The 20630-nt window shown below is 37.2% G+C and carries 21 protein-coding genes; 6 read left to right on the forward strand and 15 right to left on the reverse strand.

What is annotated here, in order from left to right:
• Nucleotide 1: 1 nt before the first annotated feature.
• Entirely contained in the window at nt 2-1990 is a 1989-nt protein-coding gene (gene nosZ, locus B4N43_RS23910) for a Sec-dependent nitrous-oxide reductase (RefSeq protein ID WP_083295916.1), read from the reverse strand.
• A 59-nt stretch (nt 1991-2049) separates the two neighbouring features.
• Complete coding sequence (locus B4N43_RS23915) at nt 2050-2526, reverse strand: c-type cytochrome (protein ID WP_070565751.1); 477 nt, start codon at nt 2524-2526, stop codon at nt 2050-2052.
• 262 nt (nt 2527-2788) lie between these two features.
• Here B4N43_RS23915 and B4N43_RS23920 point away from each other — a divergent pair, with 262 nt between their 5' ends.
• Entirely contained in the window at nt 2789-3400 is a 612-nt protein-coding gene (locus tag B4N43_RS23920; RefSeq protein ID WP_075991501.1) for a Crp/Fnr family transcriptional regulator, read from the forward strand.
• A gap of 44 nt (nt 3401-3444) precedes the next feature.
• Nucleotides 3445-4680 carry a hypothetical protein gene (locus B4N43_RS23925; RefSeq protein ID WP_286736670.1) on the forward strand — a complete coding sequence of 412 codons (1236 nt, stop codon included), beginning with the start codon at nt 3445-3447 and terminating at the stop codon, nt 4678-4680.
• Nucleotides 4681-4788: 108 nt separating this feature from the next.
• On the opposite strand, the gene B4N43_RS23930 is transcribed toward B4N43_RS23925, so the two are convergent.
• The gene (locus tag B4N43_RS23930; RefSeq protein WP_112373504.1) at nt 4789-5235 is read right to left on the reverse strand and encodes a nuclear transport factor 2 family protein; all 447 of its coding nucleotides are present in this window, start codon (nt 5233-5235) and stop codon (nt 4789-4791) included.
• A gap of 236 nt (nt 5236-5471) precedes the next feature.
• On the opposite strand from B4N43_RS23930, the gene B4N43_RS23935 reads away from it, so the two are divergent.
• The gene (locus B4N43_RS23935; RefSeq protein ID WP_075994675.1) at nt 5472-5927 is read left to right on the forward strand and encodes a macro domain-containing protein; all 456 of its coding nucleotides are present in this window, start codon (nt 5472-5474) and stop codon (nt 5925-5927) included.
• Between the two features lie 131 nt (nt 5928-6058).
• On the opposite strand, the gene B4N43_RS23940 is transcribed toward B4N43_RS23935, so the two are convergent.
• On the reverse strand, nt 6059-6505 hold the full coding sequence (locus B4N43_RS23940; protein ID WP_083663515.1) for a nuclear transport factor 2 family protein: 447 nt from the start codon (nt 6503-6505) through the stop codon (nt 6059-6061).
• A 277-nt stretch (nt 6506-6782) separates the two neighbouring features.
• On the opposite strand from B4N43_RS23940, the gene B4N43_RS23945 reads away from it, so the two are divergent.
• A complete protein-coding gene (locus tag B4N43_RS23945) occupies nt 6783-7826 on the forward strand; it encodes a hypothetical protein (RefSeq protein WP_204990799.1) in 1044 nt (347 codons plus the stop codon).
• A gap of 261 nt (nt 7827-8087) precedes the next feature.
• On the opposite strand, the gene B4N43_RS23950 is transcribed toward B4N43_RS23945, so the two are convergent.
• From B4N43_RS23950 to B4N43_RS23965, 4 genes are all read right to left on the reverse strand, one after another.
• Nucleotides 8088-8534, reverse strand: coding sequence for a nuclear transport factor 2 family protein (locus tag B4N43_RS23950; protein ID WP_112373506.1), 447 nt, complete (start codon nt 8532-8534; stop codon nt 8088-8090).
• A 153-nt stretch (nt 8535-8687) separates the two neighbouring features.
• The gene (locus B4N43_RS23955) at nt 8688-9866 is read right to left on the reverse strand and encodes a putative Ig domain-containing protein (RefSeq protein WP_112373507.1); all 1179 of its coding nucleotides are present in this window, start codon (nt 9864-9866) and stop codon (nt 8688-8690) included.
• Nucleotides 9867-9976: 110 nt separating this feature from the next.
• Nucleotides 9977-10312 (reverse strand): hypothetical protein, encoded by a 336-nt coding sequence (locus B4N43_RS23960; protein ID WP_075991470.1) that lies wholly within the window; start codon nt 10310-10312, stop codon nt 9977-9979.
• Between the two features lie 199 nt (nt 10313-10511).
• On the reverse strand, nt 10512-10958 hold the full coding sequence (locus B4N43_RS23965; protein WP_112373508.1) for a nuclear transport factor 2 family protein: 447 nt from the start codon (nt 10956-10958) through the stop codon (nt 10512-10514).
• Nucleotides 10959-11148: 190 nt separating this feature from the next.
• Between B4N43_RS23965 and B4N43_RS23970 the strand changes: the two genes are divergently transcribed.
• Nucleotides 11149-11892, forward strand: coding sequence for a CPBP family intramembrane glutamic endopeptidase (locus B4N43_RS23970; protein WP_112373509.1), 744 nt, complete (start codon nt 11149-11151; stop codon nt 11890-11892).
• 113 nt (nt 11893-12005) lie between these two features.
• Here B4N43_RS23970 and B4N43_RS23975 read toward each other — a convergent pair whose 3' ends face one another.
• The 6 genes from B4N43_RS23975 to B4N43_RS24000 all read right to left on the reverse strand — a co-directional run bounded on the left by B4N43_RS23975 (nt 12006) and on the right by B4N43_RS24000 (nt 17951).
• Nucleotides 12006-12998, reverse strand: coding sequence for a nucleotidyl transferase AbiEii/AbiGii toxin family protein (locus B4N43_RS23975; RefSeq protein WP_112373510.1), 993 nt, complete (start codon nt 12996-12998; stop codon nt 12006-12008).
• Nucleotides 12999-13002: 4 nt separating this feature from the next.
• Entirely contained in the window at nt 13003-13605 is a 603-nt protein-coding gene (locus B4N43_RS23980; protein WP_112373511.1) for a DUF6088 family protein, read from the reverse strand.
• 515 nt (nt 13606-14120) lie between these two features.
• Nucleotides 14121-14474 (reverse strand): DUF3024 domain-containing protein, encoded by a 354-nt coding sequence (locus B4N43_RS23985; protein WP_204990800.1) that lies wholly within the window; start codon nt 14472-14474, stop codon nt 14121-14123.
• 218 nt (nt 14475-14692) lie between these two features.
• Entirely contained in the window at nt 14693-15139 is a 447-nt protein-coding gene (locus B4N43_RS23990) for a nuclear transport factor 2 family protein (protein WP_112373512.1), read from the reverse strand.
• 1029 nt (nt 15140-16168) lie between these two features.
• Nucleotides 16169-16555: a nuclear transport factor 2 family protein gene (locus B4N43_RS23995; protein ID WP_112373513.1), complete on the reverse strand. Its 387-nt coding sequence runs from the start codon at nt 16553-16555 to the stop codon at nt 16169-16171.
• Between the two features lie 1012 nt (nt 16556-17567).
• Nucleotides 17568-17951 (reverse strand): hypothetical protein, encoded by a 384-nt coding sequence (locus tag B4N43_RS24000; protein WP_146752977.1) that lies wholly within the window; start codon nt 17949-17951, stop codon nt 17568-17570.
• 752 nt (nt 17952-18703) lie between these two features.
• Here B4N43_RS24000 and B4N43_RS24005 point away from each other — a divergent pair.
• A complete protein-coding gene (locus B4N43_RS24005; RefSeq protein WP_112373517.1) occupies nt 18704-19936 on the forward strand; it encodes a hypothetical protein in 1233 nt (410 codons plus the stop codon).
• A 105-nt stretch (nt 19937-20041) separates the two neighbouring features.
• Here the strand turns inward: B4N43_RS24005 and B4N43_RS24010 are convergent, their stop codons facing one another.
• Nucleotides 20042-20428 carry a nuclear transport factor 2 family protein gene (locus B4N43_RS24010; protein WP_112373518.1) on the reverse strand — a complete coding sequence of 129 codons (387 nt, stop codon included), beginning with the start codon at nt 20426-20428 and terminating at the stop codon, nt 20042-20044.
• Nucleotides 20429-20630: the final 202 nt, after the last annotated feature.

Raw genomic sequence — 20630 nt, forward strand, 5'->3', positions numbered from 1 at the left:
ATTAATTGGTCTTCTCTTGCGGTTGATTAGTTCCCAGACTATAAATCAACGGAACATTGTTTCCTTTTTTTGAGATACGGATATACCCCTGCATCTCTTGGTGTAACGCGCTACAAAAATCCGTACAGTAGAACGGGAATACACCTACTCTATCTGGAACCCATTTCAATGTCTGTGTCTCTCCCGGCATAATGAGCAATTCTCCATTCTTTGCGCCTTTGACAGCAAAGCCATGCGGCATATCCCAGTCCTGCTCAATATTGGTCACATGGAAATAGACTTCATCGCCTAGTTGTACACCCTCGATATTGTCCGGAGTGAAGTGTGAACGGATGGATGTCAGGTATACATGTACCTGGTTACCTTTACGTTCAACGCGTGCATCTTTGTCTCCTTTGGCAACAAATGGGCTGGTATTTTCTTCAATTTTAAAAATCTTCACACTTTTGTCTTTCACTTTCTCCGCTTTGATAGCTTGCGCATAATGTGGTTCACCAATGGTCGGAAAGTCTAACAACAATTGCATTTTGTCTCCCGAGATATCAAACAATTGGGCACTCTGAGCCAACTCCGGTCCTGTAGGGAGAAAGCGGTCTTTCGTAATCTTATTATAGGCGATGACATATTTGCCTTCTGGATTTTTGGTATCTCCACCAGGTATCATTAAATGGCCTGTTGAGTAAAATGTTGGTGTACGGTCGAGCACCTTTAAATCCTTAATATTCCATTTCACCAATTCGGAAGACACAAAGAATGACGTGATTGCATTTCCTCTGCCATCAAATTCTGTATGCAGTGGGCCCAAGCCAGGTTTTTGGACTTCGCCGTACAGCGCAGATTCGTATTTGATAATTGGGATACCACCGAATTTTCCTTCGAATTGTTTTTCCTGGATTGCTTTCTGCATCTTAGCGAACGAGAATACAGGTATGACCGCAGCCAGTTTACCCGACCCTACAATATATTCGCCTGTAGGATCAACGTCGACACCGTGCGGAGATTTTGGGCAAGGGATATAGTAGCATAGCCCCTCCAGCTCCTCTGCCTTCAATACGATCGTTTCTGTATTAAAAGATGTTTTTGCGGTATGTGATTTCTCGTCGTAAGTGTTATGGGCATACTTCAACCCGGTAACCTTTTTCCCTTTTCCGGCTTTCAAATACTCTTCGGCTTTTTTCCAGTTGACGGCCAATATAAAGTCTTTGTCATTTTTGGATGCATTGACCTCCAGCAATGTATTTGCCTGTTCGGTATTGTAGGTGGAGAAGAAGAACCAACCATGAGAAGTCCCTTTACCGGCTCGGCTCAGGTCATAGTTTACACCGGGTGTCTCAATCTGAAAAGCCAATTCCATGTTGCCATTATCCTTATTGACGCTGACAAAGCTCAATGTTCCGCGAAAATTCTTTTTAAAGGTATTGATGGGTACATCGCCCGACTCACCGTCCAGCGGAACCGAAAATCGCGTTCCTGCAACAACATATTCGGTATTTTCAGTAATGTACGGCGAAGAGTGGTTTCCACCGCTGTTGGGGAGTTCGAGTACTTCAGCCGTACGAAAAGTTGTCAGATCCACCCGGGCAATACGGGGGGTATTGTTGGCATTGACAAATACCCAGCGGCCGTCGTAGTTTCCATCGGTTTTCGAAAGCTGCACGTGGTGTAAATCATCCCAAGGTACATTGCCATGGGACGTTTCGAGCATCGGTTTAGTTTCTTCACTAAAACCCCAGCCCTTTTCGGGATCTAGTGAAAAAACGGGTATTACACGCAATAATCTGCCGGATGGAAGTCCATAAACGGAGAGCTGCCCACTAAATCCCCCGGATACGAAATTGTAGAATTCATCGTATTTCCCTGGGGCAACATATACCTTCTCAGCGGCATCACCACTCACGGCGGCTCCCGCTCCTTTGGGTTTACAGGCATGGAAAGTCGATAACATCGCGCTCGCCATTAGGCTCGTCAATATGTATTTTGTTAAAGTCATTCTATTCTTATTTTAAGGTTAATACCTATGCAGCTTTGTTGATTCTTATTCAGCTTTTATTATTTTACACCATCATTTTGTCGCATAAACTCCAATACCTTTCGGGCTTCCTCGTCCGTTAGATTTTGGTTAGGCATCCGGACCATGCATAGTTCAAGTTGCGCCTGTAATTCCGGATCCTTATCGATCATCGGATCAGGATTAGTGATAAAATTCATGATCCACTGTGGTTTTCTCCGTTGTGTCACACCTTTCCATCCTGGCCCGACTAGTTTCTCGTCGGTTAGCTTGTGGCAGGAAGCACATTTCAGGTCAACAATCAATTTTCCGGCTGCGGCCATTGGTGCATCCAAATGGTCAGCGATTTCCACTTTGTCAAATTTTCCCTCACCGCGGTGAGGATCATATCCACTGGCGTCATTTGCCGAAGCCCCAGATTCATTAACACTGTTGGCAACGGTCTTTTTCTCGCCATTGTTTGAGGAACAGGAATAGATAAATAATCCCATCAAACAACATACAATTAGCTTTCTCATCTTATTTTGGTTTTGTGTTTAAACTTGATTGTGTTTTACTTAATCCAAAGGTATTATCGAAGCGTGTAGCCATTTTATGAGGCAAATCATAAAATGATTCCGGTGAGAACAAACCATCAATCAAAAACAATAAAACACTATATATAAGCACATTAACACCATATTGATTTTCATCACTCATTCCCGTGATCAACATCAAGATCTATTTTGTGACACTACTATATCTTTACGCTGTGTAGTAAAAACTAACTTATATCGAACGATGATTCCAACCGCAATACTTCTCGAAAAGGGAGCGAGCAGCCTACATGCCGATATTGGTGAAATACTTTTTCATGAGGATAGCATGGCCACATTTTATTATCAGTTGTTAAGCGGGCGAGTTCGTCTTTCTAATTTCTTATCAGACGGTAGGGAGGTCCTCCACAATGTTATCTGTGCCAATGAGGGCTTTGGAGAAGTAGCGATATTGGACAATGGCGTTTATACAGTGACGGCAATTACCGACAGTTCATGTACATTACTGAAGATCAGTTCGAAAAAATTCATCGAAATCATATATGAATATGGCAACCTACATCGTTTGGTATCACAAAAGATGGCGCGCGAACTACACTTTAAACTCTTTATGATCAAATTAATTTACAATCGTTCACCGGAGGAGATCCTCTCCAATCTGATCCAAAAGTTAAATGAAAGCAAGAGACTCGTTTGTCAGGAATGCAACCGACTTATGCTTACGCGCCAACAATTGGCTAATATGACCGGGTTAAGAGTAGAAACAATCATCCGGACAATGAAGCAAATGGACAAGGAAGATAAATTGAACATTATCCGCGGAAAAGTTTTTGTTCCGGCCGATGGTATTGATTGAAGCTTGAAACAACGATGTTTCAGCTATCGGAAAGAAATCAACGTATGAATAAAATCAGTAGCTATTTAAGTATCAGGAAATGGATCGTCATCACCCTATTCAATTTACTTATTGTAGGTATTTTCGGGTTGATTATGCGCTTAAAATTTTTATTTCCCATTCCTTGGATCGACCAGAAAAACCTCATGCATGCGCATTCGCATTTTGCTTTTTCCGCCTGGGTATCCCAAGCTCTTATGATTTTTCTCATAATGACCGTTCTGGGAATAAAAACCAATCAGATTTTGTGCAGGAAATATCAGCATATCCTATGGGCTAATTGGACGGTTTCGATAGGCATGCTTATTTCCTTTTCAGCTGCTGGCTATAACCTATGTTCGATTATATTATCCTTTTTATCGATACTTGTCTCTTATTGGTTCTGCTTTCAATTAGTGCGGGATCTTAAATCATCGACGCTTCCTCCGGCCATTTCGATCTTAATTAAGTCGGCACTATTTTTCAATATATTTAGTTCACTAGGGACCTATTTTCTGGCATATCTCAAAGTGAGCCACCAACTGGATCCATTAAAACAGCTTGCATCAGTCTATTTTTATCTTCATTTTCAGTATAATGGCTGGTTTTTCTTTGGCTGTATTGCTCTGTTTGCCAGTTGGCTGTATAAACGTACTGGTAAAATACCAATAAGTCCGCGTTTTTCGCTCGTGTATGTCATGACTGTTATACCAACCTATTTCTTATCTGTTCTATGGTGGAAGGGTTTACCCCTGTGGCTATATATTATTATAGTCATTACAGTCGGATTGCAATTTGTCCTGTGGGGAACATTAGCACAACGAGTCGTCCGACTGGTCCGAAGCAATATTTCACTCCGCTTAAGCCCCGATACATCTAAACTTTGGTTATGTGTCCTGTTTGCCATTTTTCTCAAACTGATATTGCAAGGCATATCGGTCATACCTGCTCTGAGCCAACAAGCTTATGGATTTCGACCAATTGTTATTGCTTATCTTCACCTCGTCCTTTTGGTGGTAATATCACTCTTTTTAATTGGGTATGCTTTTCAGATTTGTATGTTAAAAATCGAAAAAGGCATTCACTATGGCGTTTATGGCTTACTTGTTGGAATCTTTTTGAATGAATTTGTGTTAATGTTGCAGGGGCTCGGTGGATTTATACATTATTCTATCAGGGGAACAGATCATGTGCTGACGGTCGCTGCAGCTATTATTGTTGTCAGCCTCTACAGGATAACGCAAACCCAATTACGCAAATGATGCTATTAGCATAAGCCATGAGAGATGATCGATCATGAAATAGCTAGAAAATAAGCCACATCTCTCGACATGGCTCTACAACATTTATATATTTATTTGAGATGGCTCTTATTTATACGAATTGATCGATTTAGATACTTTCCAGTCATTACCTTCACGTACAAGAGTCACTAGGTCTGTTTTGGTAAAGTTTTCAAACGTCAACGTCACTTTGGCTACCATATAATCCGCCGACTCCTCAAGGATTTCGGTGCTTACCGTACAGTTTAGCTTTTCACCTTTTTGTTTTTTCAAGGATTTAACCACTTCGCTACGGCTGTTAGACTGCGCATTGGTAGCTTGGATCTTTTGACTAAAATCAGCTGCGAATAACTGCTCTACTCCTGCTGATTCCCCTTCAGTAGTTACCGCAACATAGTGCTCTAAAGCAAAATCTGCTGTGGAAAGGTTAATGTTAGCCTTTGTTGCTTTTGCTCCAGGTCCTTCAGCTGCCATAGCGAAAGTTGATACTGCGATTAAAGCTGCTGCTGCGAATGTTTTTACTAATGCTTTCATAATGTCTTTATTTTATTGTGTTAGTTCTGTTGTTCTTATTTGTTGACTCAAAACTACAACACAATAGGCTCCTAGCCTATCGGCTTTAGACTAACGATCGGGAAAACTCGGTGAATGGAGGGAATAGGGAGGTGAAGCAAGTTGCATTTCAGGATAATTTTGTTCATCTTCATCCTCCCAACAATTCGACTTCCAAGCTGAATGATTGGACTTTATTACGCATTAAAAAAAAGAAAATGGTCACATATCTAGATTCTGGAAATATATTCAATTTACCTGATGTAAAAAATTATGCTCATGGTTGTAATTGCGCTGGAGCAATGGGGAAAGGAATCGCTTTACAATTCAAAGAAAAATATAATCAAATGTATTTGGAATATAAAAAGCGTTGTAAAGATGGTGATTTCTCTCTTGGGGATGTTTTTTCTTACGACTATGGTGAAGGCACTGTTTTCAATCTTGGCACTCAAAAGACCTGGAAAACCAAAGCAGAACTTAAAGCAATTGAAGATTCTCTTCTCAAAATGCTTGTATATGCCCGCCAAAATGGCATCGAAAAAATAGCCCTGCCAAAAATTGGGGCCGGGTTAGGTGGTTTAGTTTGGGACGATGTAAAAGCTACTATTAACAGGGTTGCCAAAGATTATGATGATATTGATCTTATCGTTGTAGAAAATTATAGAAATATTTAAAAAAATAATTGACAATTAGTAGCAAGTGGACAAAACTAAAAAAGCCACATCTCACGACGTGGCCTTAAATAAACATATGATTCACTAGTGGTCTGCCTTTTTATAATTGACAAACCACCAGTTATTGGATACTACTTATATGAATTGATCGATTTAGATACTTTCCAGTCATTACCCACACGCTCCAAGGTAACTAAATCTGTTTTGGTGAAGTTTTCAAATTTCAACGTTACTTTAGCGACCATATAGTCTGCCGATTCCTCAATGATATCTGTGCTTACTGTACAGTTTAGCTTTTCACCTTTTTGTTTTTTCAAGGATTTAACCACTTCGCTACGGCTGTTAGACTGCGCATTGGTAGCTTGGATCTTTTGATTAAAATCTTCGGCGAATAACTGCTCTACTCCTGCTGATTCGCCCTCTGTAGTTACTGCAACATAGTGCTCTAAAGCGAAGTCCGCAGTGGAAAGGTTAACGTTTGCTTTTGTTGCTTTTGCTCCAGGTCCTTCAGCTGCCATAGCGAAAGTTGATACTGCGATTAAAGCTGCTGCTGCGAATGTTTTTACTAGTGTTCTCATAATGTCTTTTTTTATTGTGTTAGTTCTGTTGTTCTTATTTGTTGACTCAAAACTACAACACAATAGGCTCCCAGCCTATCGGCTTTAGACCAACGATCGGGAAAACTCGGTGAATGGCGGAAATGGGGAGGTGGAAGTTCTCGTTCAAAATATCGCTTCAATTGAGCTATATTTAAATAGGGAATTACAAAAGTCAATGGAGCATAAAACGAAAGGTATATTTTTAATAAGTCCTTACCTGCTCACCAATTGGACAGTTAAATAATAAAAAAATATCATGCGCAAAATAATAATCTTATTTACTTTCTTAGCCGTATTAGCCTTCCAACTTATTGGTAGCTGCTTTGCTCAAACCCGATATGTTGTATTTGATCAAGACAAACTAACCGATTCACTGGACGGGCATTTACTCTGCAAAAGAACATATGCAGAAATCAGATCCGACAGCACCAATTTCCCAGATTTAACTATTTATAACTTTCTGTTCAAAAAAAGCATAACTGATTATGATTCAAATCAAAAAGTATTTCAGAATTTTATAAGCTTTGAACGTGAAGGGAAAAGTTTACCCGTTGATATCTTAGTTACAATAACGCCGTTGACAAGGTCTAAATTTGAGCTAAAAAATATCTCGAAAGCCATTGTTAACAAGGATATAAACGTAATTTCTTTGGATAGCCTATTGCGAACCTCAGCAAAAGATATATTTTATGCGACTTATGCTCCTTTAGGTATTTTTTCAGAGACGCCATCACTCAACTTGAAAAGAACGGATTATAAAATCGTGATAAAGCGAAAAAATGAATATTTTCTAGTTGACAACGAGACCTTAACTGAATCCTATTTTATTGGTAATGGGTATATGGAGCCTTATAGAACCAATGCGGCGGGAATATATCCGCATAGTAAGAATTTTTCAAAACAAAATTATCTTTCTGTTGAAAAGTTAAATACGCTAAAAGGGGGAATAATAAAAGATACTACCATAAATTTAAATAATCAAGGCCAAATTATAGCTATAGATAGATTTTGGACAAATGAACCTCACATTCCTTTTACAAAAAGTGCAGGTTTAAATAAAGGTAATGATTGGCATGCAGTAGAAGGAATTGGAGATTTTGAGTTCTATTGGGGCAATGGTATATTAAACGGTAATTTTTTGGACTATTTTAAAAAAGCCAAGTTAAATTATATGCCCGATAAACAGCTCAATAGAAAACTGAACCTTTGGTATAAAACAAAGAAAATTAATGGGATACCATTCGAAGATTTTTTTAAAAACAAAGGTGTGAACAACTCAAACTTGAAATCAATGTTATAGTTATCAATACCCAATGTTTCATTGGCGTTATACATTGTAAATTCAATTATCTTAAAAACATTTGGTGACGAAACAAAAAAGAGGAAACGATAGGAAATATAAAAATTACTATACAAATAAACGCTAAGATAAAGGGGCTGATGAAGAATCAGGCCCTTTTGACGTAAAAAAAGCCACATCTCACGACGTGGCCTTAATAAACATATGATTCACTAGAGGTCTGTAGTCTGCCTGAGCTGACAAACCACTAGTTATTAGATACTATTTATACGAATTGATCGATTTGGATACCTTCCAGTCATTGCCCACACGCTCCAAGGTAACTAAATCTGTTTTGGTGAAGTTTTCAAATTTCAACGTTACTTTAGCCACCATATAGTCTGCCGATTCCTCGATGATATCAGTGCTTACTGTACAGTTTAGCTTTTCACCTTTTTGTTTTTTCAAGGATTTAACCACTTCGCTACGGCTGTTATTTTGTGCATTGGAAGCTTGGATCTTTTGATTGAAATCAGCTGCAAATAATTGTTCTACCCCTGCTGATTCTCCCTTTGTGGTTACCGCAACATAGTGCTCTAAAGCGAAATCTGCGGTAGAAAGGTTAATGTTAGCTTTTGTTGTTTTTGCTCCCGGTCCTTCAGCTGCCATAGCGAAAGTAGATACTGCGATTAGGGCTGCTGCTGCGAATGTTTTTACTAGTGTTCTCATAATGTCTTTATTTTATTGTGTTAGTTCTGTTGGTCTTATTTGTTGACTCAAAACTACAACACAATAGGCTCCTAGCCTATGGGCTTTAGACTAATGATCGGGAAAACTCGGTGAGTGGCGGGAATGAGGAGGTGAAAAGTCTTATAGCAGTATTTACTTTTTTACGGTTATAATAATCTTATCGTCTGCCATATTTGAATATCGGTCTCTTGCTGAAAAAGTGAGTTCAAAGTCCCCCTCGACGGTTGGCAGCCCAGATAATTTCATTTGTTCTCTATCAAAATGCAGCCAATTAAGTTGGTTTTGGTTAATACTGTACACCAACCGTTCATCATCTATATCTTTAAAATAATTTTTTGGGACGGATATCTCGAATTTCCTTCCTATTTGAATTGTTGTATCAGAAAGAGAATTATAGACAAAAGGCTTAAACAGTTTTGAAGTATTAACCCAATATATATCAGATTCGGTTACTCCGCTTTCTCCAATTTGCAATCGAGTAAAAAACAGGAACTTATTATCAATAGTTACAAATGGTCTTCTGTCCCAATCTTTTGAATTTATTGTTGAATGAACAATTTGCGGCACAATCCAATTATTGTGTATATCGCGGTAACTGATATATAGATCGACTTTACTTTCATCGTTTGTATATCTACAAAAAATTATGTAATCCTCTTTTGGAGAAATAAATACACTTTCCTCATCATTTGGGGAGGCAAATTCCGGTATGATATCTGCGCTTGGATGCGCATTACCCACGAGCTTTGAATAGAATAAATCAGCGTTGTGGCAATTTTCCTTTCCCTCGCAATTTCTGTTGGATGAAAAATAGATTGTACCGTCATAAGTCATGCAGGCGTTTGCTTCCCTACTTGCCGAATTTATTGGAGCTTGTATCATATTTGGAATCCCCCACTCACCTTTAACTTTCTCAAGTATCCAAATATCTGTGGAGGCGTTGTCCTTTCCAGCATTACTTTGACTAAAAAGTAAGGATGTACCGCTAGGTGAAAAATAGGGTAAATAGACACACTTATTTCTTAATGGTTCGAAAACTACAGGTTTAGTCCACTTTTTGTTGATTATTTTAGCATGAAATATCGCTCCACTGAAATCTTCTTTATCGAGTATTCCAAATGCTAATTCCCCGCCATCAGGTGTAAATGAAATACCATGTTCCAGTCGGCCTTTTACTGAAATGGTACCTGGGGCAAAAACAATAGGGATAGAATCAGGGTAGGTTTGCCCAAAATAATCTACCGAATCGGTAATCGATTTACAACCAATTAATAGAAAGATTAGAATAAGAGGAATGATTATTTTAGTCATATATCCGAATTTACGAATGCTCAGGAATCATGCCCAACCAATCTATTCCATTATCTTTATGTACTCGCATCTTAGCATATTTTCTTCTTCTTATAAATACAGGTACATTTTTATTTCCGTTTTATTGCGGGTGGCAGCTCTTCGTAATAATCTTTTATATAACGACTAAATGGATCTCCTGTAAGACCGATACTATATTCAAATAAATCAAAATCAAATGTGAAAGAAACTTCCTTATCCAGAAAAACCTTATTCTTCTGGTAGAGCTCTTCGTCTATAAAATAACTGACATCTTTAAACAAGAAGGTTTCAGTAGTCACTTGATCCTGAAAAAGTTCATAAAATTTTTCATAAGGAATATGAGAGACATTTAAATAGCCAAAAACGTAATCGGCTCCTTTTAAAACAATTTGTAAATAAAGTTTATAATAATACTTTTCGGTCATAATTAATATATCCTTGTGGCAATACTCACTTCATAAAGAAAACTCATCATCACCCATGAATACTTAAAGTTAACCAAAAAGTCTGTCTTATACTTGAGCAAAAGAAAAAAGCCAGATCTCGCGACCTGGCCTTTAAACTAAACTTAAACATATGATTCACTAGTTGTCTGCTACCGAGCAGACAACTAATGATTAAATACTATTTATACGAATTGATCGATTTGGATACTTTCCAGTCATTCCCTACACGCTCCAAGGTAACGAGATCCGTCTTGGTGAAGTTTTCAAATTTCAACGTTACTTTAGCCACCATATAGTCTGCGGATTCTTCGATGATATCTGTGCTTACTGTACAGTTTAGCTTTTCGCCCTTTTGTTTTTTCAAGGATTTAACCACTTCGCTACGGCTGTTAGACTGCGCATTGGTAGCTTGGATCTTTTGATTAAAATCAGCTGCAAATAACTGCTCTACTCCTGCTGATTCTCCCTCTGTGGTTACCGCAACATAGTGCTCTAAAGCGAAGTCTGCTGTGGAAAGGTTAACGTTTGCTTTTGTTGCTTTTGCTCCAGGTCCTTCAGCTGCCATAGCGAAAGTTGATACTGCGATTAGGGCTGCTGCTACGAATGTTTTTACTAATGCTTTCATAATGTCTTTATTTTATTGTGTTAGTTTTTTATCTGTTCTTATTTGTTGACTCAAAACTACGACACAATAGGCCCTTAGCCTACGGGCTTTAGACTAACGATCGGGAAAACTCGGTGAGTGGCGGGAATGGGGAGGTAAAAAGAGAAAGTTTTTTGCTATCTTATAGTAACCCATTAGAAATATATCTTTTATGCAATCTTATTTAAGATCTTTTTGGAAAAGTATCCTCGATTTCAATTGGAAGTTTGGGTTATTTCTAATTCTAATAATTTGTGTACCAAGATTTATTATGGTGCTCCATGCTAACCAATATGCCGATTATCGTTTTATTGGTTTAATAATGCTGGTATCATTTATTGTTCCTTTCATATTCTTAAATAAACAGGGAATTAAGGCTATTGGCTGGAACAAACCTGAAAGTTATAAGTGGTTATCCATAGCTTTTATTAGCGGTTGCTTGTATGCTTACCTGTTATTCCTCTTGGGTAAATACCTTTATCAGGACAGTTATCAAAACTGGTATGTATATATATCAAATTCCTATAAAATTCCCACAGATTTAACGGTAGAGGAAAAAAGGCAAATGTTCTTCATCATGGCTGGCACAGGAATGTTATTTAGCCCTTTTGGCGAAGAACTTTATTTTCGAGGAATAGTTCATGAAACCTTTGTTTCGAGATTCGGGAATCGTGGAGCATCAATACTTGATAGTTCGGCGTTTGCCTTAACCCATATCGCACATTTTGGATTAATATTCCTGCTCGACGGCTGGCATCTTCTTTTTATACCTACTCTCATATGGTGTTTTTCGATGTATTTTGTAAGCAGACTGTTTTACTTCTTTAAAGTGAAATCAGGAGCCATTTGGGGCGCAATAATTTGCCATTCAGCTTTTAACCTTAGTATGATTTATTGTATATTTTACCAGTTATAATATCAAAAGCGTCTAAAAATTTAGTAGAATCATATAGATTGTTGTAATATGTAAAGGTTATTTTATCGTGACTATATTTCTTAATCGCTTAGAATATTTCGTTATTCTGCCCTTTAACGATTCATGCTATCTTGAATTTTTCTGATACTTATTAGAAGTTCCTCCCATGTTAGACTTTCTCCCACTATCATATTTTCACGCATGGTTTTATAATCCGCTGCCCACTCTTTTATTACCTCGTCAGTCGGAAGGATACTTAACCTCCCTTTTCGATGGTTGGAATAGTCAATTCCTCGTATTGGAGTGACTGTTTTGCGATGCTGAACTATTGTGTTAAATAATTCTTCGTCAGCAATGGCTTTTTCCCCAAAATCAGTATTCATAATCCGATCTATATCATAGAAATGCCTAGTAAGTCTATCTGTCCTGATTTTGTCAACCGGCTTCGAAAACTCTTCATGTAGTAAGAGAACCTTTTCTATAAAAGTCCGCGTAGGAATTACGACCCGAACATTAAAGGCTGGTTGAATAAAGTCTTGATCTTTATAATGGTTGTCTATAAAAGATACGACCTCTTGCGTTTCAAATGGTTCTGTCAGTGATCTCGCTCCCATTTCGAGCAGGACTCTCTGTTGAATGTAAACATTGCCAACAGGGGTCACAGGCTGATAATAAATTTCCAGCGTATTGGGATCGCTGGTATCGTCTACATGGGCATTATAACGAATTTCATAGAACTCTTTGGAAACTCCCAGTTTTTCCAATTGGATGATCAATTCTTCCCTAAACTCATTAACGATAAAACCTCCAGAAGCCTTCCTTAGTTTTTTGATTTGAGATTTCGAATCTAATTCATCGAAACCTAATAGATGTCGATCGATAATTAAATCGATATCTTCTGAAAAACGGTCTATCAACTGATACGCTTTGCTTAAAGACGTACCGCCTTTAAAAATAATAGACTCTGCATATCTTGTTGCAAAAACAGCCTTCAGAACAATACACACCCACCAATCCTTTTCAATAACAAAAGCTGGCAATCCCATTATATTGCTCAATTGATCCAATACAAGCCTCTTTTGTTCTGTCTTAAGATTTAACCACATAATTTTAGGATTGGTAAAGCTTAGTTATTTCTTTCTGGATCCATACTGGAGCATATTTCAACTGAGAATCAAGAATTTGTTTTTCTATCTTTTTGACTGAATGTTTGATCATGCTTAAGAATTCTTCAGAAAGTCCCTCTTGACCTTGTTCTTTAAAAGCTGAAACAACCAACTGTAATAAATCATCTTTTATCGCAAAGCTTTTGGGTACAGTACGTTTAAATTTGATTGTACGCTTACCTATTTTAATATCCCGCTGTGAACCATCTGTTAAATAAACGGCTTTTAGCGGCACCTGCGTAGTCAGCCCTAATAAATACAACGCTAATACACCTGTCGGAGCAATACGAGCTTTGTCTCGCCTTGCAATTTCTTTAGCAATTTCTTCAACACTAGGATATATTGTACCCAATAAAGGGTCCTTTTTAGGTTTAATATAAATACCATGAGCCAATCTTTCAATAAGTCCATCATTCTCCAGGCGGAAAAGTGTCAACCTGATATTCTCTGGTGTCCCATAATTCTTAAAATCAGCTGCGAAAAAAAATTCGCCGCGAGAAGACTTAAAAATCTTTGTTTCTATCTTATTTCTAGATGTTTCTGACATTAAAAACCATTTAATCTGTAACAAATTTAGCAAATATTTGTTACAACAAAACAATCTATCGTATAGTATTTACCTTCGATTGCGCCAAATTAAGTGGTATGTCGGAAATTCTGAGCAAGCACTTACAACTATTTCTTTCCCTAAACCTTTTCCTAATCCTTTTCCTAACTTGAAGTTCCTGTCATTTACAGTCAGATCTTCGGGCATTGACCTCTCCCTAAAAACTGGAGCATTTAAAAATAGAGAATTCAGTCTTGAATTAAATTTCACATCACGAGTCTCGTTTTAGCCAGAATTGAACAGTGCGGAGTGTAATTTTAAAACAACTTACCTAATTGTAACAATATCAGAAATACCGTTTCGTAAACTATCTTATTCAACCATAAAATAACAATGAATTCAACGCTAACAGTCAATGTAACGTCACTAACGCATGGGATGGTTCAAAAGAATGAAAACAATACTATCGTGGTGCCATAAAAAAGATAGGAGGAAATAATTTTTCATGAAGCTTATCATCCGAAAAAACATGCATATCCATCATGATTTATTTCATCCAACAATAATTGCAGATTAGTACTCTCGGGCTCCGGTTCATAAGCCTCCCATTTGCCCGATCTTCGCATCCAATAGAGTTTCCAAATTTTAGATGCTTTCACAAAGCGAAGCTTTGCAAACGGTAATTCTAAAATATTCGATGGGTCATTCCATTGTGGTCTAATTTCAAACAGTAAAGCCGTTTGTCCATCCCACGAATAACCAAAATCCAATTTTTTGCGCACTTCTACATCTTTCGGTCTTTTGGAATCTATAAAGCTTTTCAACTGAATTTCAATCATTAAAATAAGTTCTTTTTTATCCATCATCATTACAAATTTAAAATTATCGGCTTATTCTTCATCTCATACCAATCATCTAACATACTTTTTTGAACTAAAACCTTGATCGGCAATCAACGAGTAACGCACATTGCATGACAAAACAAAAAAGCCAGATCTCAAGACCTGGCTTCTAAACTAAACTTAAACATATGATTCACTAGTGGTCTGTAGCCTGCCTGAGCTGACAAACCACTAGTTGTTGGATACTACTTATACGAATTAATTGATTTAGATACTTTCCAGTCATTGCCCACACGCTCCAAAGTCACCAAGTCTGTCTTGGTAAAGTTTTCAAATTTCAATGTCACTTTAGCCACCATATAGTCTGCCGATTCCTCGATGATAGCTGTGCTTACTGTACAGTTTAGCTTTTCGCCTTTTTGTTTTTTCAAGGATTTAACCACTTCGCTACGGCTGTTAGACTGCGCATTGGTAGCTTGGATCTTTTGATTGAAATCAGCTGAGAATAAATGCTCTACTCCTGCTGATTCTCCTTCAGTCGTTACCGCAACATAATGCTCTAAAGCGAAATCTGCGGTGGAAAGGTTAACCTTTGCTTTTGTTGCTTTTGCTCCAGGTCCTTCAGCTGCCATAGCGAAAGTTGATACTGCGATTAAGGCTGCTGCGGCGAATGTTTTTACTAGCGTTTTCATAATGTCTTTTTTATATTGTTAGTTCTGTTGTTCTTACTGTTGTTCTTATTTGTTGACTCAAAACTACGACACAATAGGCCCCTAGCCTATGGACTTTAGACTAATAGACAGGAAAACTCGGTGAATGGCGGGAATAGAGAGGTGAGCCTGCTTCGTATCAGATTCGTACCACGTTCGGATCAACTACAGATAATGTACAAACACCCAACAGACCTTGTACAGTCTCTGAACAGGGAAAAACTGTTCAGAGACTAGTCAACAATCGAACCCTACATGTTCTGATCCGAAGGCTGTACGAAGCAGGTACGAACAAGACCCCTATAAAAGTTATTTAAACCCATCCTCGAACAATAGATTTTCATAATTGCTAAAATCAGAATTTTATATTTTACAACATGGACAAACAGAAGCCGCTAACCATAATAGTCCAGGTCGAACTATAGTGATCGGTAGATGTTGAACGGATGAGCCCAGCATTCTCTTTACAAAATTGCAGGTCTAAATAAAATTACTAATTGTTGGGGAATCAATTTATAAGCTTTCTCCATAGCTGAATTATAGAATATAAGCCATTTTCAATCATCCTGACTTTCAATCAAATCCCTAATGCTATTCGACCGGTCAATTATTTTTAGCCAATTTTCTTTTGCAAATTCCTCTTTCATGGTAAATATCCTGTTATAAAAAAAAATCACTCCAATAAAACTATTTCAAATCGACAACTGTTCCTACTATACAAAACGGCTACAAGCTACCTTTCGAAAGAAAGGTTCAACATAAAAATTGGCGTCGTACAGTGAAAATCCAATAGTCTTTAAAAACATTGGATGACGAAACAAAAAAGAGGAAACGATAGGAAACATAAAAATTACTGTACAGATAAACGCTAAGAGAAAGGGTCTGATGAGAATCAGGCCCTTTTGACATAAAAAAGCCAGATTTCAAGATCTGGCTTCTAAACTAAATTTAAAGATTTGATTCACTAGTGGTTTGTCTTTTTATGATTGGCAAACCACCAGTTATTGGATACTACTTATACGAATTAATTGATTTGGATACTTTCCAGTCATTGCCTACACTTTCCAAAGTAACTAAATCAGTCTTGGTGAAATCCTCAAATTTCAAAGTTACTTTAGCAATCATATATTCTGCCGATTCCTCGATGATATCGGTGCTTATTGTACAGTTTAGTTTCTCGCCTTTTTGCTTTTTCAAGGATTTAACCACTTCGCTACGGCTGTTAGACTGCGCATTGGAAGCTTGAATCTTTTGATTGAAATCAGCTGCAAATAACTGCTCTACGCCTGCTGATTCTCCTTCTGTCGTTACCGCAACGTAGTGATCGAGTGCCAAGTCTGCTGTGGAAAGGTTAACGTTTGCTTTTGCCGATTTTGTTCCCGGTCCTTCAGCTGCCATTGCGAAAGTTGATAATGCGATTAGGGCTGCTGCTGCGAATGTTTTTACTAGCGTTTTTTATCGAAATTATTTGTTTTTTATTTGATGATAAACCTATCATGAGTGTCTTTTGAATACACTCATGATGGTTCATAATGTCTTTATTTATTGTGTTAGTTTTTAGTTCTTATTTGTTGACTCAAAACTACAACACAATAGGCCCTAGCCTATGGGCTTTAGACTAACGCTCAGGAAAACTCGGTGAATGGCGGGAATGGGGAGGTGAAGTAAAATAAGAGCATTTTTTACACCTAAACAAAAAACAGGAGTGCTTTTTTACTATTTTTACACTCGTAACACGCACAGAAGTAAAATTTACACTCGACTGTAATTAAATCAAGCCACATCTCCCGACGTAACCTTAATAAACACATGATTTACTAGTGGTCTATAGTCTGCCTGAACTCACAAACCACCAGTTATTAGATACTATTTATACGAATTGATTGATTTGGATACTTTCCAAGATATCCAAAACCTAATTTTTACAAACGGTCTCAATCCCCGCTTTTACAGAGAAAGGTTCTACTTTCTTCGGAGTTGAAAATAAAGTAATAGACCCTTCCGTCTTTTAAGATCACTTTAGTAATCTCTCCGCTTTTCAAATTTTTAATGATATCAATATCTTTTACAGTAAATGGTTTTGATAGTTTCGAAGTAAAAAACACATCGTTTTCATAGGATAAATCATCCAATTTATAATATAATCCTAACTTCTTGACAAGAAATACATATAAAAGGAATATCAACACGAAAAAAATTACGACTAAACTAAACGGATAGCCGGCCAAAAAGCCGATACAAATTTGAACAAGGCATGTAAAATAAACCCCTATAGGTAATAATTTAATAAATTGCGTATTTTGATTAGTTAACTTCATTTTATGTACTCATTGCTTATTCATTCGCATAAGTGCTTTTGTAATGGTCTTAATTACTTTTTTTATTAAAAGTACAGAATAATTTCTCCTATTTAATCCGATATCTTCGAATCAGCCTTTTCATAAAAAAAATTACAGGTATCATCCAATACAATATTGATCTTATTTCCAACTTTTTTTATTTCTAACTCATTTGAGACCGTCCCACCTGAATTGCTTAAAACTAATAGTGTTCTAAAAAAATCATATTCTATACGATATTCCCCATTTCCCCAGTAAGAACTTCTATATTTATTTTCATCAAGCAAAGTAAGCATATCATCGCTTTTCGGTAAATCCCCCATAGCAGTACATTCGTGATATTTAAAATAATATTTCCCTATAATCATCGAATGAGTAATTAACCGTGAATATACAATTGCCAAAACCAATAAAAATACAATAAATAAGAATGGCCAATTTTTAGTTTTTTTCACTCTTAAACCGACATTATACTGTTGATCATTATTGGTTGCATAAATTAAAACATGTTAATATGGTCAATTATTGCTCACAGTACCTATAGGTTTTTTGATCAGAAAGCCTATTTAGATATAACCTTCTTTCGCCATAATAGCTATCAATCCGGTTAATCACAGCGATTGGGGAGTCAATAACCAGCCTGCTATAGATGGTATCATTCCGTACGAAATTACTCGTATCATTAAACACAAGGATATCCTGTAGGTCACTATTATCGCCACAATTTTTCCAAATGGAATTTGTTAAACTCTTGTTTTTGCAAGAAAAAAGCAAAAAGCTTGGCCCCAAAATAACAAGGAGAAATTTTAGTCTCATCGTAAAACTACTTTGCATAATATGTACGCTAGCAATAATACATAATTTTCTAAACTATTTCAGCCTCCAATTTTGCAGAGAAGTCTTCTACTTACCTCAGACTTGAAAACAACATAAAATAGAAAAAGCCACACCTCACGACATGGCTTCACAACTTATCTATTTGTAAGGGATGGCTCCTAATTTATACGAACTGATCGATTTGGAGACTTTCCAGTCATTACCTTCGCGCTCCAAGGTAACTATGCGCTACGCCTGCTGATTCTCCCTCGGTCTTTACCGCAACATGGTGTTCGAAGGCAAATTCAGCGGTGGAATCCAATTTCTAACAGATTAATTTTGAAAGCAGGATTCAAACTAATATATTAGTTATAAAACTAAAAAACTAGTTATGAAGATATTTTTCACGCTATTCCTACTTATAATTAGCGACTTAGTCTCAGGACAAATCACAACGCAAAAATTATTTGATCTCAATGACCAACTTTTTAAAAAGCATCCAGAAAACTACCAGATAGCTATCCAGGAATTCAACAAGCTAACAGTGGATAGCATGGATGCAAGAACGAAATCTCTTTTTTATCAACTCCAATCTACCTATCATTCTTTTATCGGCAACTATGATAGCTCCAGATTTTATTGGGATCAGCAATATGTCCACGCGCTCAAAAACGATGAAATAAAATATGATAGCAAATTTTATAAGCAGCACGACTTTGTCGATGCCAGAAAGTTCATCCTAAAAAAGGCCAAAAATGAAAAAGTAGTCATGATCAACGAAGCTCATAATATTCCCTATCATCGCACATTTGCAGCTCAATTATTAAATGGGTTTCGCAAATTAGGTTTTAAATATTTAGCTATTGAAGACCTTGCTGATCAAAACATTAACACGACACGAACCGTTACAGATACAACAGGCTATTATAGCCATGAGCCCCTTTTCGCAGAAATGATCAGGGAAGCATTGCGACAAAATTTTGTATTGATAAATTATGACGCCAACAATACAAATAGTAATCGCATGCGCGACTCATTACAAGCCGTCAACCTAGCAAAATTGCTAAAAACTGATCCTGATGCGAAACTGCTTGTGTATGCAGGATATGACCATATCCATGAAAATACACGAACCAACTGGAAAAAAATGGCTCAGTTCTTTAAAGAAATGACCAATATCGACCCCTTAACAATATCACAAACTCGACATATTGAACGATATTATTCCCAATTTGAAACGGACGAATTCCTTACCGTAAACAAGTTTGTTTCGTTTAGCTTTAGCAAACCTGTCGTCGCTTTAAAAGACGGTACAGCCTGGCATGATGACTTCGTGGATATTTCACTTTTTTACCCTCGCTATCTAACTCCAAATAGTCGCCCTGAATACTTGTCAGATAATAACCTTACAAAGTCAATACAGCTAGATACGCACGGACAAAAAGGGATTTTTGTTCAAGCTTATTATGCAGACGAAAAACAAGGACATCGAATACCAGCAGACCAGCTTTTCATCAAAAACACAAAGGAATTTCTATATTTAAGGCCTGGCAACTATATTCTTGAATTTAAAAACACAAATGATCAGATTGTAAATACAAAAAGATTAAGTGTTCGTAAATAACAATCAAAAAGCCAGATTTCACGACCTGGCTTCTAAACTAAAATTAAATAGATGATCCACTAGTGGTTTGTCTTTTGTTACTGGCAAACCACAAGTTGTAAAGTTCTATTTATACGAATTGATTGATTTGGACACTGTCCAGTCATTACCCACACGCTCCAAGGTAACTAAATCTGTTTTGGTGAAGTTCTCAAATTTCAAGGTCACTTTAGCGACCATATAGTCTGCCGATTCTTCTAAAATGTCTGTGCTTACTGTACAGTTCAGCTTCCCTCCTTTTTGCTTTTTCAATAGTTTAACTACGGCACTACGGTTGTTAGACTGTGCATTGGAGGCCTGGATCTTTTGATTGAAATCTTCTGCGAATAACTCCTCTACTCCTGCTGATTCGCCCTCCGTAGTTACCGCAACATAGTGATCGAGTGCCAAGTCTGCTGTGGAAAGGTTAACGTTTGCTTTTGTTGCTTTTGCTCCAGGTCCTTCAGTTGCCATAGCGAAAGTAGATACTGCGATTAGCGCTGCTGCTGCGAATGTTTTTACTAGCGTTTTTTCTCGAAATTATTTGTTTTTTATTTGATGATAAAGCTATCATGAGTGCCTTTTGAATACACTCATGATGGTTCATAATGTCTTTTTTTATTGTGTTAGTTCTGTTGTTCTTATTTGTTGACTCAAAACTACGACACAATACGCC

This window comes from Sphingobacterium sp. UBA1897 (genome assembly GCF_002337775.1).
GTDB classification, from domain to species: Bacteria; Bacteroidota; Bacteroidia; order Sphingobacteriales; family Sphingobacteriaceae; genus Sphingobacterium; species Sphingobacterium siyangense.

Excerpts from the sequence above, each read along its gene's own strand:
- nosZ (WP_083295916.1), bottom strand. The coding sequence starts at position 1,990 with ATGACTTTAACAAAATACATATTGACGAGCCTAATGGCGAGCGCGATG.
- B4N43_RS23915 (WP_070565751.1), bottom strand. The coding sequence starts at position 2,526 with ATGAGAAAGCTAATTGTATGTTGTTTGATGGGATTATTTATCTATTCC.
- B4N43_RS23920 (WP_075991501.1), top strand. The coding sequence starts at position 2,789 with ATGATTCCAACCGCAATACTTCTCGAAAAGGGAGCGAGCAGCCTACAT.
- B4N43_RS23925 (WP_286736670.1), top strand. The coding sequence starts at position 3,445 with ATGAATAAAATCAGTAGCTATTTAAGTATCAGGAAATGGATCGTCATC.
- B4N43_RS23930 (WP_112373504.1), bottom strand. The coding sequence starts at position 5,235 with ATGAAAGCATTAGTAAAAACATTCGCAGCAGCAGCTTTAATCGCAGTA.
- B4N43_RS23935 (WP_075994675.1), top strand. The coding sequence starts at position 5,472 with ATGGTCACATATCTAGATTCTGGAAATATATTCAATTTACCTGATGTA.
- B4N43_RS23940 (WP_083663515.1), bottom strand. The coding sequence starts at position 6,505 with ATGAGAACACTAGTAAAAACATTCGCAGCAGCAGCTTTAATCGCAGTA.
- B4N43_RS23945 (WP_204990799.1), top strand. The coding sequence starts at position 6,783 with ATGCGCAAAATAATAATCTTATTTACTTTCTTAGCCGTATTAGCCTTC.
- B4N43_RS23950 (WP_112373506.1), bottom strand. The coding sequence starts at position 8,534 with ATGAGAACACTAGTAAAAACATTCGCAGCAGCAGCCCTAATCGCAGTA.
- B4N43_RS23955 (WP_112373507.1), bottom strand. The coding sequence starts at position 9,866 with ATGACTAAAATAATCATTCCTCTTATTCTAATCTTTCTATTAATTGGT.
- B4N43_RS23960 (WP_075991470.1), bottom strand. The coding sequence starts at position 10,312 with ATGACCGAAAAGTATTATTATAAACTTTATTTACAAATTGTTTTAAAA.
- B4N43_RS23965 (WP_112373508.1), bottom strand. The coding sequence starts at position 10,958 with ATGAAAGCATTAGTAAAAACATTCGTAGCAGCAGCCCTAATCGCAGTA.
- B4N43_RS23970 (WP_112373509.1), top strand. The coding sequence starts at position 11,149 with ATGCAATCTTATTTAAGATCTTTTTGGAAAAGTATCCTCGATTTCAAT.
- B4N43_RS23975 (WP_112373510.1), bottom strand. The coding sequence starts at position 12,998 with ATGTGGTTAAATCTTAAGACAGAACAAAAGAGGCTTGTATTGGATCAA.
- B4N43_RS23980 (WP_112373511.1), bottom strand. The coding sequence starts at position 13,605 with ATGTCAGAAACATCTAGAAATAAGATAGAAACAAAGATTTTTAAGTCT.
- B4N43_RS23985 (WP_204990800.1), bottom strand. The coding sequence starts at position 14,474 with ATGATGATGGATAAAAAAGAACTTATTTTAATGATTGAAATTCAGTTG.
- B4N43_RS23990 (WP_112373512.1), bottom strand. The coding sequence starts at position 15,139 with ATGAAAACGCTAGTAAAAACATTCGCCGCAGCAGCCTTAATCGCAGTA.
- B4N43_RS23995 (WP_112373513.1), bottom strand. The coding sequence starts at position 16,555 with ATGGCAGCTGAAGGACCGGGAACAAAATCGGCAAAAGCAAACGTTAAC.
- B4N43_RS24005 (WP_112373517.1), top strand. The coding sequence starts at position 18,704 with ATGAAGATATTTTTCACGCTATTCCTACTTATAATTAGCGACTTAGTC.
- B4N43_RS24010 (WP_112373518.1), bottom strand. The coding sequence starts at position 20,428 with ATGGCAACTGAAGGACCTGGAGCAAAAGCAACAAAAGCAAACGTTAAC.